Source organism: Brevundimonas sp. GW456-12-10-14-LB3 (assembly GCF_059424365.1).
Map to the genome: position 1 here is coordinate 48,201 of NZ_JBWKZJ010000016.1, position 17,522 is coordinate 65,722.

The window sequence follows — 17,522 nt, forward strand, 5'->3', positions numbered from 1 at the left end:
GACAGGATCGCCCCCATGACGACCTCCAGACGCTCCGCCCTCAAGGCCCTGTTGGCCGCCCCCGCCGCCGGCGTGCTTGCCGGCCAGGCCCAGGCCGCGACGACGCAGGCAGGGCCGCCCCAGGCCGGGCCGGCCGGCGCGCCGGTCTTCCCAGCGCCCAACACCGCCCCGCCCATCCATCAGGCCAGCGAGGCGCCGCCGCCCTGGCCGACCTGGGAGGGGCCGGTTCCGACCGACTGGATCGACCCCAAGACCGGCCATCGCATTGTGCGCCTGTCGGGAGACGAGGGCGGGAGCAAGCTCTACTTCTACCGCAACAGCTTCACGCCCCAGGGTGATGTTCTGCTCTTCTCCTCGCCCCAGGGCATCATCAAGGTCGAGCTCGACAACGGCTTTCGACGATCTGTGCTGGTGGCCGACCCGGACGCGGACCTGATGGTCACGGGCCGCAAGACGCGGACCGCCTACTATACTGTCTCTGATGCCGGCGAAGGCCAGCCCACCGATCGGCCGCGCACCCTGTTCGCCGTCGATATCGACACGGGCCGCACCCGACGTCTGGCCCGGATCGAACAGGGCCAGTTCAGTTCGATCAACGCCGACGAGACCCTGGTGGTCGGGACGGTGGCCTATGGCGACGCGCCGCTCCAGCCCGACGCCGCCGATCCGCGCAATCGCCGCGCAGGACAGGCCGAGTACGCCGCCGTCGGCCCCGACGGCCGCCCGCTGAACTTCGCCAAGGCCAAGGGCGTGCGGATGCTTCAGCGCTGGGCCGCGCGCGTGCCGATGGAGTTGTTCGTCATTGATCTGCGGACCGGCGAACGCCGCGTCGTCCATGCGGCCAGAGACTGGCTGAACCATCCGCAGTTCTCGCCCACCGACCCTGAGCGCATCATCTTCTCGCACGAAGGACCCTGGCACCGGGTCGATCGCATGTGGACGATCAAGACGAACGGCGCGGAACTGCGCAAACTGCATCAGCGGACGATGAATTTCGAAATCTTCGGCCACGAGTGGTTCAGTCCTGACGGACGCCAGGTCCTGTATGATCTGCAGACGCCGCGGGGTCAGGTCTTCTGGGTGGCGTCCGTGGACCTTCAAACCGGAAAGCGCGTCTATCGCCGCCTGGAGCAGAACAGCTGGTCGGTGCACTTTAACAGCTCGCCCGACGGGAGCTTCTTCGCCGGCGACGGCGGCGACGCGGACATGGTCGCCCATGCGCCGGACGGCAAATGGCTGGTGCTGCTGCGCCCGGAACCGGTGGTCGATCATGACCCCGAAAGCGATCAGGACGACCTGATCTCGGTCGAATATCTGCGGACCGAGCGGCTGGTGGACATGGGCCGCCACGACTATCGGCTGGAGCCCAACGTCACCTTCACGCCGGACGGACGGTGGGTGCTGTTCGTGTCCAACATGCACGGTCGCAATCACGTCTATGCGGCCTCTGTCGCCCGAAACTGACAGGGCGCAAACCAGCCTTGCCCGGCTAAATCCGCCACGTATTGCAAAATACGAGAAGCTGTTGCACAAAACGGTACGTTTCGCGTCCGATCATGTGCGACGCCATACCAAGAAATGACACCGGTGCCACAGACGCCGGATGGGGAGAGAACAGGATGCAACGGATCAACCTCCGCAATTCGTGCGCCGTCGGCGTATCCCTGGCGGCGCTGTCTTTGGCGCTGCCGGCCGTCGCGCAAACGGCGCCGCAGGAGCCCGTGCCGACAGGGGTCGCCGATCAGCCCGCAGCCCAGGTCGAGGACATTGTCGTCACCGGCTTCCGCTCCAGCCTTCAGCAGGCGCTGAACATCAAGCGCAGCGAGGCCGGCGCCGTGGACGCCATCCTGGCCGAGGACATCGCCGATTTTCCGGATCAAAACCTGGCCGAAGCCATCCAGCGGCTGCCCGGCGTGACCATCGACCGGGTGAACGGCCAGGGCACGACCATTTCGGTCCGGGGCCTGAGCTCGGACTTCACCCGCACCCGCATCAACGGCCTGGAAGCCCAGGCGGCGTCCGGCGGCAGTCGCAACCGCAGCTTCGACTTCTCCATGTTCGCCTCGGAGCTGTTCAACAGCATCAAGGTCCGCAAGACTCAGTCGGCTGAGATCGAAGAAGGCTCCCTGGGCGCCACGGTCGATCTGCAGACCGGCCGGCCGATGGATTTCGGCGGCAGCGGCCTCAACTCGGCCCTGTCGGTCCAGGGCTCCTATAACGACCTGTCCGAAAAGACGGTGCCGCGCCTGGCCGGTCTGTTGAGCTGGACCAATGAAGACCGCACCTTCGGCGCCCTGATCTCAGCCGCCTATTCCGAGCGGTCGCCCATCCTGGAAAGCTTCAACACCACCCGCTGGCAGCAGGGCGACGCGAGCCGGCCCTACGGCGTGGGTCAGAACCTCGGCGGCTGCATCCCTTGCACCACGGCGGCCCAACGCACCGAGGTGCTGAACGCCTTTTATCCGCGCATTCCGCGCTACACCTTCGGCAACACCCAGGAGGACCGCCTGGGCGTGACCGCCGCCCTTCAATGGCGGCCCAGCGCCCGCACCGAGGTGGCGCTGGACCTTTTGTGGTCGCGCCTGAACTCCGAACTCGAAAGCCCGAACCTGGAGGCCTGGTCTTTCAGCCGCGCGGCGGTGAACAGCGTCGTCGTGCGCGACTATGCGATCGACGCCTCCAAGAACGCCTTCTCCTACGGCGTGTTCGACAATGTCCTGGTGCGGTCGGAAAACGGCTTCACGCGAAATGAAAGCACCTTCGCCCAGGCCTCGCTGAACGTCCGCCACGACTTCACCGACCGGTTCCGCGGCAATCTGAAGCTGGGCGCCAACAAGTCGGAGGCTCGCACCCCGCTGAACGTCGCCTACGCCTTCGAGCAGTCGGATGTGGACGGCTACACCATCGACTTCCGAGGCGACGACCGTCTGCCGCTGATCAACTACGGCTTCGACACCACCTCGGGCGAAGACTTCACCCTGATCCAGGCGACCCGCAGCACCAGCGGCGGCGACTTCGACAACCAGGTCGCGGCCGGCGCGCTGGAATACGACTGGTCCGACGCGGTCACCTTCAAATTCGGCGGCGAATACCGCACCTATGGTTTCAGCAACTTCGGTGTTTCGCGGGCCAACACCGCAACCGTCGGCGCGGACCGTCTGACCGGGGTCGACTCCATCGGCAAGATCGTCAGCATCGACGGCAAGATCGGCGTGCCGGCGGGCTCCAGCCTCAACTTCATCGTGCCTGACATCGGCAAGATCGCCGACTTCCTGAGCGTCTATGACGACCCATTGACCCCCAACCGCAGCGAGCGGGAAGTGGACGAAACCGATCAGGGCGTCTTCGTTCAGACCGACTTCAACACCCAGCTGGGCGCCGTGACGGTGCGGGGCAACGTCGGGGTCCGCTACGCCCGGACCGAGGTCGAATCCAAGGGCTGGCAGACCATCACCACCCCGGCCGGTCCGACCTATGAATACGTCACCGCCAACAATGACTATGACGACGTGCTGCCGTCGTTCAACCTGGCGATCGAGCCGCGCGAAGACTTGGTGATCCGGCTGGGCGCGGCCAAGGTGATGTCGCGGCCTTCGCTGGGCGATCTGACCCCCGGCGGCGGCGTTTCGCCCACCACCCGCACCGTCTCCTACGGCAATCCGCTGCTCGATCCATTCCGCGCCACCAACTACGACATGTCGGTCGAGTGGTACTTCCAGAACGAGGGCCTGCTGGCCGCCGCCGTCTTCTACAAGGACATCGACAGCTTCATCACCTCGGTGACGGAATCGATCGTGTGGAGCGACCTGGGCCTGCCGGACGAACTGCTGCAGGGGGCGGCGCGCCCGACGGACGTCTTCCAGGTCACGCGCAAGCTGAACGGCCAGGGCGGCACGCTGCACGGGCTGGAGATTCAGTATCAGCAGCCTTTCACCTTCCTGCCTGGCTTCTGGTCGAATTTCGGTTTCATCGGCAACTTCACCTATGTGGACTCCGAGGTCGACTACGGCGCCGCCGGCAAGAACCGCCTTACGGGCCAGTCCAAGAATACGGTCAACGCCACCCTCTATTACGAGAAGGGCTCCTTCCAGGCGCGCGCCTCGGCCGCCTATCGCAGCAGCTATCTGATGTCCTTCCCAGGCAGCAACGGCAACTCCGAGGAGGGCATGAACGACACGGTCTATCTGGACGCCTCGATGTCCTACGACATCACGCCCAACCTGACCTTCTCCCTGGAAGGGATCAACCTGACCGACGAATACAACGATCGCTATGTCGATGTGGCGGACCGCGTGTCCGACTACCGTCACACCGGCCGAGAGATCGCCGTGGGATTGCGCTGGAAGTACTGACCTTCCCTCTCTGACCTCTTCAGCGCAATTGACTGGGCCCGGAGCGCAATGCTCCGGGCCCGCTTTTTTGTCGCCTGGCCTGGCCGTGGGAAGCTGGATTCAGGCCCTGTCACTCAGACCCGCGACGCGCGCCGAATCCGTCACACGCGGCGCCTTGCCGTCTAGGGTGTCGATGTTGCAGTCGACGAAGCGCCAGCCCTGGGCGTTGGCGATGGTCCCGGCGTCGTGGACGTCCCAGTCCAGGCGCTCGAACAGGAAGTCCTTCAGCGGCGCCTCGGGATAGGCGGCGGCCTCGAATCCAACCTTGCCCCCCGCGGCCTTGATGTCGGACAGGCGGACGTCGTGGATGCGCGGCACGCCTCGGTCGCGGGGCACCGGCGTCGCCAGCGCCCGCCAATAGTCCGGGACGTCCGCGACGCCAGGCGGAATCCGAGCGTAGCTGTAGTTGGGGTACCAGTTCAGGTTGACCCGGAACAGGGTGCGCACGTCCTGCAGATGGATGTCGCGCAGGCGGATGTTGGAGATGACGCCGCCGCGCGTGTGGCCCGATTTGAAGAAGATCCCCAGCGGCACCGGATATTCGATCCTGAGGCCCGAGACCTCGATGTCCTCGAACCCGCCGGAGGTTTCGCTGCCGAAGGTCATGCCGGCCAAGGCGTCGCGCACGACACAGTCCTTCACCCGCACCTGACGGCAGGGCCGGGCCACGCGCAGCCCGTCCCAGTCGCGCCCGGCCTTGATGCACAGGGCGTCGTCATTGACGGCGATGTCGCACCGCTCGACCAGCACGCGTTCCGAGGAATCGATGTCCACCCCGTCGGTGGACGGGCCGCGCCCGCCGATGTTGTTGCGGATGATCAGGTCCGAAACGGTGACGTCGCGCGAATAGCAGACGTGGACGGTCCAGAAGCCCGACCGCGCCAGATTGAGGCCCGAGACCTCCGCCTGATCCGCCTCATAAAGATGGATCAGACGCGGGCGGCGGCAGTCATAGTCGGCGGCCCAGCGCAGATCGCGCGGATCATAGTCGCGCCGCAACGCCCAATAGCTGTCCCAAAAGACCTGGCCGTCGCCGTCCACCAGCCCCTCGCCGGTGATCTTCGCATTCTGCTGACGATAGATGTTGAGCAGCGCGGCCGGCCAATCCATCTCGATCCCCGCCACGCGGGTCCGGATCATCGGATAGGCGGCGATGTCCTTGAGGCCCCGGATCGTCGCCCCTCGCCCGATCATCAGGGTCACGCCCGACTTTACGAACAGCGAACCCGACAGGTAGAGGCCGGGCCTGATCACCACCGTGCCGCCGCCCTCGGCCGCCGCAGCGTCGATGGCCGCCTGGATCGGGCGCGTATTGATCGTCTGGCCGTCTCCGACGGCGCCGAAGTCCGCCGCATCATGAATTTTTCCGCCTTGCGCTCGGGCGACGGCGGGCAGAAGGGCGGGCGCCGCCGAGGTCAGGACGCCGGTCAGGCCGAGGTGAAGCAGGGATCGACGATTCATGGCGGGCCTTTTCGCACTCTGCAAAGGGAGGAGCCGGGCGCGGCCATTTGACCGCAGAAAGCCGCTTCCCATATTCTGCTCTTTCGTCTCACGATAGCGGACGGTATGGTCCTGGCAAGCCGAAGCGGCGCGTGCGGCCGTGCGCCGCACAGGAAGGACACCGGTTACCACGCGCGCCGGCGCAAACGACAACGAAGAGAGAGCGACGCCTTCACGCGCCGCCGGAGGAAAGCCAATGCACCTGCCCTCGCGCACCCGTCTGGCGCTGACGACCGCCCTGACCACCGGCCTGACCACCGGCCTGATCACCGCCCTCGTCCTCACCGGCCCGGCCCTGGCCCAGACGGCGTCCCAAACCCTGACCCCGGTCCCGGCCGCGTCTGAGGCGATCGGCTCGAGCGCGGCCGCACTGCCGCCGGGCGTCGAGGCGGACTGGCTGAGCCCGCGGCCCCGGCCGACCCTCTATACGGAAGCCGCCGGCCTGCCCTCCCGCCGCGATACGATGGCGGCGGTGGACTATGTCGCCTCGTCCCAGATCGCCGCCATGGCCGCCGAGCCGATCGCTCTGTCGACCGGCAGCAATCTGACGCAGATGTCGTCCAACTGGGTGGCTGCGACCTTCTATGTGGGGGCGGCGCGCCTGGCGCGGGTGACGGAAGATCCGAAGACGCTGCGGTTCCTCAGCGCCGTCGCCGACCACTATAATTACAGCCTGCGCGGGGCCCGGTCCGGCAAGACCCTGCTGAACGCCGACGACATCGCCATCGGCGATCTGTACGAAGAGCTTTACGCGCGACGCGGCCAGGAAGGCGTTCTGATGCCTCTGCGTCAGAGGCTGGACTGGCAGGTTCCCCATCTGGCGCGGACGGAGGAGACGCCCGCCCTGGTCTGGTGGTGGGCCGACGCCCTCTATATGGCGCCGCCGGTTCTGGCGCGCATGTCGGCCATCACAGGCGACCCCAAATATCTGAACGCCGCCGACAAGGAGTGGCGGCGCACGGCCGATCGGCTTTGGGTCCCAGAGGAGCGCCTGTTCCTGCGCGACGAACGGTTCAAGGACCAGGACCACCGCGACGCCGACGGCGACCGCATCTATTGGTCGCGGGCCAACGGCTGGGTCATGGGCGGGTTGGCGCGCTGGCTGGAATCGGTCCCGGCCGACCTGCCGAGCCGCCCCTTCTACGTCGATCTGTTTCAGACGATGGCGGGACGGATCGCCGAGCTGCAGCAAGACGACGGGCTTTGGCGCGCCAGCCTTCTGGACCCGGGGGCCTATCCGGAGGCTGAAACCTCCGGCTCGGTCTTCTACGTCTACGCCCTGGCCTGGGGCGTCAATCACGGCCTGCTGGACCGAGAGGCCTATCTGCCCCACGTGCTGAAGGGCTGGGCCGCACTGAACCGTCATGTCCTGCCCAGCGGCCTGTTGGGCGCCGCCCAGAAGACGGGGGACCAGCCGGTCTCGACGGCGGCGGACGACACCGGCCTCTACGCCACCGGAACCTACATCCTGGCGGGGCTGGAGATCGCCGATCTGAACGGACCGGCCCAGTCCCTGCCCGAGCCGGAGCCTGCGCGGGACACCGCTGAGGTGATCGCCGCCACCACGCCGACGCCGCCCGCTCCGGTCACCGTGAGGGGACCGGAAGAGATCCGCCGCCGCGAGGCCGAGATGCGGGCCACCGCCGCCCTGTCCTATGATCCCGCCGTCCTGGGCCGCCCCTCGACGATCGCGCCGCTGGCCCCGCCGCCGGCGGATCTGCAGACGCCGCGCGCCGTCGCACGCTTCGCGCCCGATCGGCTGGACGATCTGTTGTGGGAGAACGACCGGGTCGCGCATCGCATCTATGGTCCGGCCCTGGAGGGGCGTGAACCGCCGTCCGGGTCGGGGATCGACGTCTGGGCCAAGCGGGTCCGCTATCCCTTCATGGACCGCCAGCTGAAGTTCCCGAACTACCACGTCGATCGGGGTGAAGGGCTGGACTATTACGACGTCGGCCGCGGGCGCGGCGCAGGGGGCCTGGGCGTCTGGTACGACAACAAGCTGTGGACCAGCCGCAACTTCTCCACCCACGCCATCACCCGCACCGGCGGCGATGAGGCCCGGTTCAGCGTGACCTACCGCCCCTGGCCGGTCGATGTGGTCCGCAACGTTTGGGAGACGCGGGCGTTCAGCCTGCCGCTGGGGTCGAACTTCACCCGGATGACCTCGACGCTCAATTCGAACTCCGACGCCCCGCTGATCGTCGGCATCGGCATCTCAAAGAGACGGAACGCCAACGGCGCCGGCTTCGTCACCCGCGACGCCGCAAGCGGGCGGATGATGTTCTGGGAGCCGGAAGATCCCGAGCACGGCAGCCTGGGCATAGCCGTCGTCGCCGACCCGTCGATGGTCGAAGGCTTCGCCGAGGATGCGGACAACTATCTGATGCTGGTGCGGGTCACGCCGGGCCGGCCCTTCGTCTACTATATGGGCTCGGCTTGGTCCCGCGGCCTCGACTTTTCCGACCGCCGGTCATGGGAGGCCTTCGCCGCCGATCAGGCCTTCGACTTCCGTCCGGCGCCCTGAACGCGGCCGGTCCCACTCCCGCCCCCCGCACCCGAACCGAGGCAGAGCGACATGTACGACAAGATGTACGACAAGGTTTATCAGGCCACTCATCCGGACATGGTGGACGGCGCCACCAATGAGCAGCTGCGCGACCGCTATCTGGTGTCCGGCCTGTTCCAGCCCGGCCGGATCAGCCTCAACTATTCGCATCATGAGCGGCTGATCATCGGCGGCGCCGTGCCGACCGACGCGCCGCTGGCTCTGCCCCGCCACTCAGAGCCGGCCTCCCTGGCCGGCAAGCCGTTCCTGCACGCCCGTGAACTGGGCGTCGTCAACATCGGGGGCGCAGGCTCGGCGATCATCGACGACGAGACCGTGCGACTGGGCTTCCGCGACGGCCTCTATGTGCCGATGGGCGCCGCCGAGGTGATCCTCGCCTCCGATGACGCGGCTGATCCGGCGCGGTTCTATCTGGTCTCAACCCCCGCCCACGCCCGCTACGACCTGGTCAGGATCCCCATCGAGGCGGCGACGCCGCTGGAGAGGGGCGCGCTGGAGACCTCCAACGAACGCACGATCTACCAGTATATCGTGCCGGGCAAGGTCAAGTCGTGCCAACTGCTGCTCGGCGTTACGGTGCTGAAGACCGGTTCGGTGTGGAACACCATGCCGCCCCATCTGCATGACCGCCGATCGGAGGCCTATCTCTATTTCGGCCTGAGCGAAACAGACCGAGTGTTCCACTTCATGGGCCAGCCCGACAAGACGCGCCACATCATCGTCCAGGACGGCGAAGCGGTGATCAGCCCGCCGTGGTCCATCCACATGGGCGCAGGCACCTCCAACTACACCTTCATCTGGGGCATGGGCGGCGAGAACCTGGACTATGCCGATATGGACAAGCTGGATCTCTGCCAGCTGAAGTAGCCGCCTGGTTGGCGTCTCCGCAGGCGGCCCTGCGACCTTGTTCGGCTGACACGCCATTGAGGCCCCGCCGCAGGTCGCAGGCTTACTGGGCGGCGATCATCCGATGGGGTCGCAGACGTTAGGCGTCGGCGGCAGGGGCAGAGGGTTCATGTGGACCGGCCGCGCATAGCTGAGGCCATAGCCGCGCGCGAACTGCACCACTTCGCCCTCATGCTCGCCGGTGCTGCAAGCCGATCCCGGCCAAGCGAAGGACAGACGACCGGTGAAGTCATAGGGCCCGCCGGACAGGACGTCGGCCAGCCCCGCCCCCTCCGTGCCCGGCAGGAAGGCGGCGACGAAGGCGTCGGACAGGTTGATCAGGTCGTTCACATAGGCGGGACGGCCCGAATAGAGCACCGACACCACTGGAACCCCCTTGCCCGAGACGGCATGCAGCAGGGCCAGGTCGTTCGGTCGACGATGGCTGTACTGGACGGGCGCGGGGAAGCGGACGTCGCCGTGGTACTCGGCATAGGGGGTCTCGCCCAGGACGACCACCACCTTGGCGAACCGGGTCACGTCCACCCCGACCGCGTCGCGGGAATAGACGATGTTCTCGGCGCCGAACTGGGCCGTCAGGGCCTGCAACAGGGTGGCGCCGGTGGCGAAGTCGGCATTTGTGTTTTCTGTCCCCTGCCAGGTCAGGGACCAGCCGCCGGTCTGGTTGGACAGGCTGTCGGCGCTGTCGCCCACGACCAGGATCTTCTCGCCCGGGACCAGAGGCAGGGCGGACTCGTTATTCTTCAGAAGGACGACCGACTTGCGCACCGCCTCGCGCGCCAGGTCTGCGGCGGCGACGGCCTCCGCCCGGCCGTTGTAGCGGCTTTCCGACGGCGCGTGCTCGAACAGGCCCGACCGCATCTTGACCCGCAGGATCCGCGTCACGGCGTCGTCGATGCGCGACATTGGAATGCGCCCCGCTTCCACGTCAGCGATGGTGTTGCCGATGAAGGCCTTCCAGTCTTCGGGGACCATGACCATGTCGATGCCGGCGTTGATCGCCTGGGCGCATTCGGCCTTGGCGCAGCCGGGCACCTGTTCGATCCCGTTCCAGTCAGACACCACCAGGCCGTCGAAGCCCAGCCGGTCCTTCAGCACATCGGTCAGCATCTCGCGGCTGCCGTGCATCTTGCCGTAGTCGTGGCCGGCGGCGACGTCGTCCCAGCTGCTGTATGAGGCCATGACCGTCTGCACGCCCGCCTCTATGGCCGAATAATAGCCGGCGGCGTGGCGATTGATCATTTCCGCGCGGGTGGCGCGGGTCTCGCCCTGGTCCTGACCGTTATAGGTGCCGCCGTCGCCCATATAGTGTTTGGCCGTGGCGACCACGTCGCCGTCGCCGGTCAGGTCGCCCTGAAGCCCGCGGACCAGGGCCTCGCCATATTCGGCGACCTGCTGAGGATCGCTGGAATAGCTCTCATAGGTGCGGCCCCAACGGCGGTTCTCGCCGACCGCCAGGGTGGGGGCGAAGACCCAGGTGATGCCGGTGGCGCGCACCTGGCGCGCGGTAACGCGGCCGATCCGCTCGATCAGATCGGAGTCGTGGGCGGCGCCCAGGCCGATATTGTGGGGGAAAAGCGTGGCGCCGGAGACGTTGTTGTGGCCGTGCACCGCGTCCGTACCCCAGATCAGCGGGATCTTCACCGCCATGTCGGTGGCGAGGGCGGCGTCATGATAGCGGTCCGACAGGGCCGCCCATTCGGCGACGGTCGCGTGCTTATTCATGGCGGGCCAGGCGCCGCCGCCGTTCAGGACCGAGCCGATGTAATACTGGGTCACCTCTTCGGGCGTGATGTAGCGGACGTCCGGCTGGGTCATCTGACCGATCTTCTGCGCCAGGGTCATGCCCGCCACGATCCGGGCGATCCGCGTCTCCATGGCGGCGTCCGGCGCGTGGGCGGGGGTCAGAGCCGGCCAGTCCGGGAGACTTTGACCGGGGGCGGTCTGCTGGCCGACGGCGCTCATCGGCGCAAGGGCGCACCCGGCCAGAAGCAGCAGGGATAGAAGCTTGGTCTTGCGAAGGGTCATGCGCCGTCTCTCGATGCTACAGGGGCCGAATGAGCGAATAGAGAGGGCGGGACGGGCAGGCCGCCCCGCCCCAGTGTCCAGGGCCGTGGGAGGGGCGCCCTAGAACCGGTAGTTGACGCCGAACAGGAACTGGCGACCGTACTCCTCGTAGGTCTCCGGCAGGGAGCCGCCGTCGGCCGTCGTCGTGCCGCCGCTGTCCAGACCCAGGCGGGTCCGATAGGGCGAGTTGGTCAGGTTGTTGACCTGGAACAGGACGCCCAATCCCTCCAGAGGCCCTTCCTCGAAGGTGTAGCCGATCTGGGCGTCGATCTGCTCGTCGTCCAGGATTTCGGTGTAGCCGCGCGTCGCGAACAACTGCACCACCTCGCCCTTGAAGGCTTCGCGGAACCGCTTGCTGATCCGCGCCTGGAAGCCGCCGCGTTCGTAGTAGGCGGTGACGTTGTAGACCGTGCCGGACAGGCCGGGGATGCGAACCGTCTGTCCATCCGGAGCCGGATTCAGATCCGACTCCGTGAAGGAGATGCTGCCCAACAAGCCCAGTCCATCCAGCGGCGCCCACACCGTACCGAAGTTCAAGGCGCCGCTGACCTCAAGCCCCTGAACCGTTCCACCATTGCCGTTGGCCGGCAGGCTGATCTGTCCGATCGGGCTGATGTTCACACCCGCCGGAATAGAGGACGCCGTCGACGGCAGGGGTATGCCGGTGAAGTCGAAGGTGCCGTTCTGGACATAGATGTAAGTCTCCAGATCCTTGTAGAATCCGGCAATCGACAGATAGGTGGTGGCGTCGACGTACCATTCATAGGCGAGGTCGAAGGCGTTCGCTCGCCAAGGCTCCAGGTTCGGATTGCCGCCCGAGGCGGACCAGGGATTGACGGTCGAACCCGGCGGACAGGTCTGGCCCGTGCAGACCAGGGCGTTGAAGCCCGGCGTCACATTGGCCCGCATCTCGTCCATGCGCGGCCGCGCCATGGTGCGTGACGCAGCGAAACGGAGACGATGCCCGCCGCCCAGATCATAGATCAGGTTCAGGCTCGGCAGGATGTCCAGATAGTCCGCCCCCTTGGTGACGGAAATCGGCGTGATCGGCGCGCCGGGCTCGGTGCCGTTGATCACGACGCCGGTCGATTCCTGGTTCTGGACGACGGCCTGCATGCCGACATTGCCGCTCCAGCGACCACCCATGAAGTCCAGCTTCACGAAGGCCGTGGTGACCTGTTCTTCGATATCCCAGTTCTTGTCGAAATAGTTGGCGTCGAGGATCGGCGCGCGATCGTAGTACACGTCAAGCGCACGGCTCAGATCGACGGCCAGGACATTGCCGAAACCGGCCCAGTCCAGCGACACCGGCGTTTCCAGATACTGAGCGTCAACATAGACCTGCTGCCGGCCATTCTTCAGGAACAGGTCATAATCATCGACCCTCTTGGACTTCTCGCGCTTGGCGTAGTTTACGCCGGCCGTGAAGGTGTTGAAGAAGCCCTCCATGTCGCGCTCGATCTTCAGATCGGCGGACTGGATGGTCTCCTCGACGTCGGGGAAGCGAATGGCTCCGTCGTGGCCCCAGCCGCCCCAAGGCGCCCGGTCACCCAGCGACACCTGCGAGGCGTCCGCATAGTCCAGACCTTCGGCATAGGTCGGATAGCCGTCGTCGTTCACCGTGAAGTCAATGACGTCCAGGGTGCGGCCGACGTTCGGCGTCGATGGCGTCACGCCGAACGTCCCCCGTCCATAGCCGGCGTAGGTTTCCAGAATGGTCTCGCGGCGACGATTGTTCGAATAGGACAGGTCGGCGACGAGGCGGGTCCGGTCGTTCAGCTCGTACTGGGTGTTGAAGCCGACCGAGAAAATCTCGTCTTCGCGGGTGTTGCGGTCGTTGCGGATGATGGGAACGGCGTTGTGGATCGTGCCGCTGCGGCCGAACGACGAGCCGCCGCGATCCTCGGTCACGACCCCCGTAAAATAGGCGTCGTCAGCCCAGGCGTTCGAAAACCACTGCGCGCCCCGCGTGGTCTCTTCCTGCTCGAATTTCGAATAGTAGAGATCGAGGATCGAATGGACCCGCTCGTTCGGACGCCATTCGACAATGCCGATGACCGCGTCGCGCTGATTCAGGCGTGACGTCGAGAAGATTTCCTGTCCGTTCAGCAGCAGGGCCGTGTCGGCGCTGTCCGGTTGGACGGAATCGACAGTGCAGGTCGATCCGGGCGCGCTGGGTTCGCAGACCCCGCCGAACGACTCATAACCATAGGCCTTGTAGTGTTTGTTCTGCGACGGGGAATCCAGGTGGGCGTATCCGAGCGCAATGCCAAGCGTCCCGTCCGCCAGCTGGTCGATATAGCTGACCGAGAAACGTCCGCCATAGTTGCGGATATCATCGTTGAGGGCGTCGCCTTCGGTCATCTCGCCGCGAAGGTTGACCGCCACGGCGCGGTCGCCGAACGTCAATGGCCGCACGGTCCGCAGATCCGCCGTGCCGGACAGCCCCATGCCCGAGACCTCGGCGTCCGGCGTCTTATAGATGACGACGCCGGACAGTAGTTCGGATGGATATTGGTCAAATTCCACCGCCCGGTTGTCGCCCGAACTGGCCTGTTGACGCCCGTTCAGCAGGGTGGTGGTGAAATCCGGCGCCAGGCCCCGAATCGAAATCACCTGGGCGCGGCCGTTGACGCGCTGAGCCGCCAACCCAGGCAGACGGGCGATGGATTCCGCGATGGAGACATCGGGCAGCTTGCCGATATCCTCCGCCGAGACCGCTTCGACGATCGAAGTTTCCCGCCGTTTGATGGAAATCGAATCCGCCAGTCCTCGCCGAAGACCGGTGACGACGATCTCCTCGACCTCCGTCGGAGCGGCGTCGGCGCCCGACGGCGGCGTCTGGGTTTGGGCGACGGCGACCGTCGGCAGGACGGAAGCCAGCGCCAAGGCCGAAGCCGTGACGCGGAGGCGACGGCGACCCTGGTTTGAACGAATGGAACTGCCCCCAGCGAATGCGCTGCGCATTTGATCTCCCCTCACGTTTCCTCGGCGCAGCGCCCCTTGGGCCTGCGTCCTTCTTTGTTGGCGCTCACTGGAAGCGCTTCCAACACGCTACCACCTTTTGCATTTTTGACAAGATAGGCCTTAGCGCGGGCTGCTCCATACGTAGGTGGCGGCGCTGGAGGCCGGCAGGAGGACCTGGGCCCGCCGGCCCGCTTCGCCGACATCGAAGCGCGCCTCAACGTCCGCCGGATTCAGGACCACCAGCACCCGTCGCCCATCCGGATTGACGAAACCGACCGCCTCAAGCCCCTCCGGTTTCGCCACCTCCACGCGCCTGGCGCCCTGGCGTACAAATCGGCTGGCGTGCCCAAAGGCGTAGTATTCCTGGTTCTTCTGAACGGCGCCGGTTCGGCTGTCGATCGTCACCACGCCGCGGCAGTCACTGCATCCGCCCGCGTGCGGACCATGGTTTTCGTCCAGGGCGATGTTCCACATCAGAACGCCGCGCGCATGGTTTTCCACTGCGCCGATGATCAGGCTCTTCATGGTCCAGACGAAGCTGTCCTTGAAGGCGGGGGCCCACTCGCCGCCGGAGCATTCCGTGAAGAAGACGTCCTTGTCGGGATAGGCGTCGAACACTTTCGACTGGGCCGAGACGTCGCCTGCATAGCAATGCCAGGCGACGCCGGAGACATAGGCCCGGGCCTCAGGGTCGGCCAATACGCCCAAGGGCTGCTCCGGCTTGTCCCAGTTGTGATCCCAGTCGAGGATCTTCGTCTCCACCCCCGACCGCTCCAGTCGGGGTCCCAAGTCCCGCCCGATGAACGTCGCGCGCCCCTGTGGTCCCCACCGCATGCCGGGATAGGAGTCGGGCTCGAAGTCAGGCTCGTTCTGAATGCTGATATAGTGGGTCGGCACGCCCTCTGCCGCAGCCTCTGCAATATAGCGCGTCAGATACTCGGCATAGGTCGAATAGTATTGGGGCTTCAACTCTCCCTGGATCAAGGAGCCCGTCGTCTTCATCCAGCCCGGCGCGCTCCACGGCGTGGCCATGATCTTGAGCTGAGGATTGATCGCCAGGGCCTGGCGAACCGTGGGGAACACCTCCGCAGCCATGGGGGCGACCGAAAACCCCGCCAGCGAGGGATCGGCTTGATCTGCGAGGCTGTAGTGGCTCCGCGAAAAGTCGGACGCGCCGATCGTCACGCGCGTGAAGTCGAACCCCAGCCCGCCGTCCGCCCGGCCGAACAGGTCGCGCATCAGGGCGTCGCGTTGAGCGGGCGTCATCCGGCTCTGGATAAGATACGCCGACGCATCCGTTATGGCGGCGCCGAAGCCGACAATGGTTTGAAGCGGCGTCTGCGGGTCAAGAAGCACCGCCTGGCCCGTCGCCTGAACAGCCGCCCGCCTCATCATCAGCGGTTCGTGTTGCATGAGGCGGGACTGGTCCCCGGTCGTGATCCAGCCGCCATCCGGCGCCGAAGCGCATCCCGCCGCGCCTGAAGCAGCCAAAAACAAGGCGCAAATCGCGGCCGTGTGAGCTTTCATGCCTTCCTCCCTGCGGACGTCTGACGCGCCTGTCGATTTATTGGAAGCGCTTCCATAATGACGGCGAGAACGAGCGCGTCAAGGCTTCCAGCCTTTTATCCCGCCCAGCTTCCCGCCGATTCTCGCGCGACCACGGCATGCGGCAGGGTGCGGAAGGTCCAATCGCCGGCGTCTCTTTCTGCGATCCGACCCGAGAGCAGCCGGACCGCCTCTCCGCCCATCTCCTTCAGCGGCTGGTGCACCGTCGTGAGGGGCGGCCAGACGATGCCCGAGACGGGCGTGTCGTCGAAGCCGGAAATCGACAGATCACCCGGCACCTGAAGGCCGCGCGCATGGGCCACCGACAGGGCGCCTGCGGCCATATCGTCATTGGCGCAGATCAGAGCGGTGGGGCGAGGGCTGAGCGAAAGGAGGCGCGAAGCGATTAACCCGCCCGATCGGAAGGTGAAGTCGCCCGGCTCCACCACCAAGGCCGCCTCATCCAGCCCCGCTTCTCTCATCGCGCGCCTTACGCCGTCCAAACGGCTCTTGGCGGACAGATGGCCCGGTATCCCACTGAGATAAGCGAGTCGTCGATGGCCCAGATCGATCAGATGGCGGGCGATGTCCCGTCCTCCCGCCTCGTCGTCGATGCCGACGGCGTCGACCAGCCCCCGTCCGTCGCCGCCGGGCGACACGGCGGCCAGGTGAACGCCTCTGGTCCTGAGTTGCCGGATCAGATCGACGTTGTCGCAAAAGGGCGGCGTCAAGATCACCCCCTGGCACCTCTGACTGGTCGCGATCTCCAACAGCTGCTGGACCGCCGCAGGATCATCCTGCGGCACGTGGCGGGTGATCAGTTGAAAGCCCGCCAGCAGGCATTCCCGTATCGCGCCAAGCTCCAGCGCAGAGGCGTAGAAGGAGTTGGGCTCCGCATCCAGGTCCGAGGCCAGGATCAGGGCCAGAACACCGCTGGCGCCGCCGGCCAGCGACCGCGCCTGAGGATTGACGCGGTAGTCCAGGGCCTTCACAGCCTCCAGCACCTTGCGTCGCACCGGATCGCGAACATTGGGGCCGCCGTTGAGGACGCGTGACACCGTGGTCCGCGCAACGCCCGACAGCCGCGCCACATCGTCGATTGTGGGCTTCTTGGGCGCCCGCCCCTGCTCCGGTGTCCGCATCCTGTCTGGATGGCTCATGGCGGCGCTGACTGCAAGGCCGCCGGCAGCGATCGAGCGCGCCAAGCCAGCGTTGAGTCCAGACCGGACTTGCGTCCAGGACCGTCGAGCGGGTTCGCTCGAGAACAAACCTCACTTCAGCTGCTGGGACGCTGGGCGTTCGGGTCAGGGATGGGGGGGGCGCGGGCTTGGGGGTTCAGGCAGCAAAAAGCCGCTAGATCGTTGATCCAGCGGCTTGATTGTTTGGGTGCGGGAGCAGGATTTGAACCTGCGACCTTCAGGTTATGAGCCTGACGAGCTACCGGGCTGCTCCATCCCGCGGCAGGGGTGGTTTGTGGAGGAAGAAGGGGTGCGACAAGGATTTTTCATCATCGGCTGTCCGCCTGGTAGACCCGGCGGCGACCTACTCTCCCGCGCCTTGAGACGAAGTACCATTGG

9 protein-coding genes and 1 tRNA gene are annotated in these 17,522 nt (G+C 66.1%); 4 read left to right on the plus strand and 6 right to left on the minus strand.

Annotation, left to right across the window (positions count from 1 at the left end; genetic code table 11):
• Positions 1 to 15: 15 nt before the first annotated feature.
• Both AC07XS_RS08735 and AC07XS_RS08740 read left to right on the plus strand, forming a co-directional pair.
• Positions 16 to 1,464, plus strand: coding sequence for an oligogalacturonate lyase family protein (locus AC07XS_RS08735; protein WP_321208028.1), 1,449 nt, complete (start codon positions 16 to 18; stop codon positions 1,462 to 1,464).
• Positions 1,465 to 1,619: 155 nt separating this feature from the next.
• Positions 1,620 to 4,352, plus strand: coding sequence for a TonB-dependent receptor (locus AC07XS_RS08740; RefSeq protein ID WP_182714117.1), 2,733 nt, complete (start codon positions 1,620 to 1,622; stop codon positions 4,350 to 4,352).
• A gap of 99 nt (positions 4,353 to 4,451) precedes the next feature.
• Here the strand turns inward: AC07XS_RS08740 and AC07XS_RS08745 are convergent, their stop codons facing one another.
• Positions 4,452 to 5,852 (minus strand): glycosyl hydrolase family 28 protein, encoded by a 1,401-nt coding sequence (locus tag AC07XS_RS08745; RefSeq protein WP_182714118.1) that lies wholly within the window; start codon positions 5,850 to 5,852, stop codon positions 4,452 to 4,454.
• A 235-nt stretch (positions 5,853 to 6,087) separates the two neighbouring features.
• Here AC07XS_RS08745 and AC07XS_RS08750 point away from each other — a divergent pair, with 235 nt between their 5' ends.
• A complete protein-coding gene (locus AC07XS_RS08750; protein ID WP_321208029.1) occupies positions 6,088 to 8,418 on the plus strand; it encodes a glycoside hydrolase family 88 protein in 2,331 nt (776 codons plus the stop codon).
• Positions 8,419 to 8,481: 63 nt separating this feature from the next.
• On the plus strand, positions 8,482 to 9,327 hold the full coding sequence (gene kduI, locus AC07XS_RS08755; protein ID WP_182714131.1) for a 5-dehydro-4-deoxy-D-glucuronate isomerase: 846 nt from the start codon (positions 8,482 to 8,484) through the stop codon (positions 9,325 to 9,327).
• 96 nt (positions 9,328 to 9,423) lie between these two features.
• On the opposite strand, the gene AC07XS_RS08760 is transcribed toward kduI, so the two are convergent.
• The 5 genes from AC07XS_RS08760 to AC07XS_RS08780 form a co-directional block, all read right to left on the minus strand.
• A complete protein-coding gene (locus AC07XS_RS08760) occupies positions 9,424 to 11,394 on the minus strand; it encodes a glycoside hydrolase family 3 protein (RefSeq protein WP_182714119.1) in 1,971 nt (656 codons plus the stop codon).
• A 99-nt stretch (positions 11,395 to 11,493) separates the two neighbouring features.
• A complete protein-coding gene (locus AC07XS_RS08765; RefSeq protein ID WP_321208031.1) occupies positions 11,494 to 14,322 on the minus strand; it encodes a TonB-dependent receptor in 2,829 nt (942 codons plus the stop codon).
• A gap of 198 nt (positions 14,323 to 14,520) precedes the next feature.
• On the minus strand, positions 14,521 to 15,813 hold the full coding sequence (locus AC07XS_RS08770; protein ID WP_321208032.1) for a glycoside hydrolase family 30 beta sandwich domain-containing protein: 1,293 nt from the start codon (positions 15,811 to 15,813) through the stop codon (positions 14,521 to 14,523).
• Between the two features lie 209 nt (positions 15,814 to 16,022).
• A complete protein-coding gene (locus AC07XS_RS08775; RefSeq protein ID WP_182714122.1) occupies positions 16,023 to 17,105 on the minus strand; it encodes a LacI family DNA-binding transcriptional regulator in 1,083 nt (360 codons plus the stop codon).
• A 223-nt stretch (positions 17,106 to 17,328) separates the two neighbouring features.
• A tRNA-Met gene (locus tag AC07XS_RS08780) sits at positions 17,329 to 17,405 on the minus strand.
• Positions 17,406 to 17,522 lie beyond the last annotated feature (117 nt).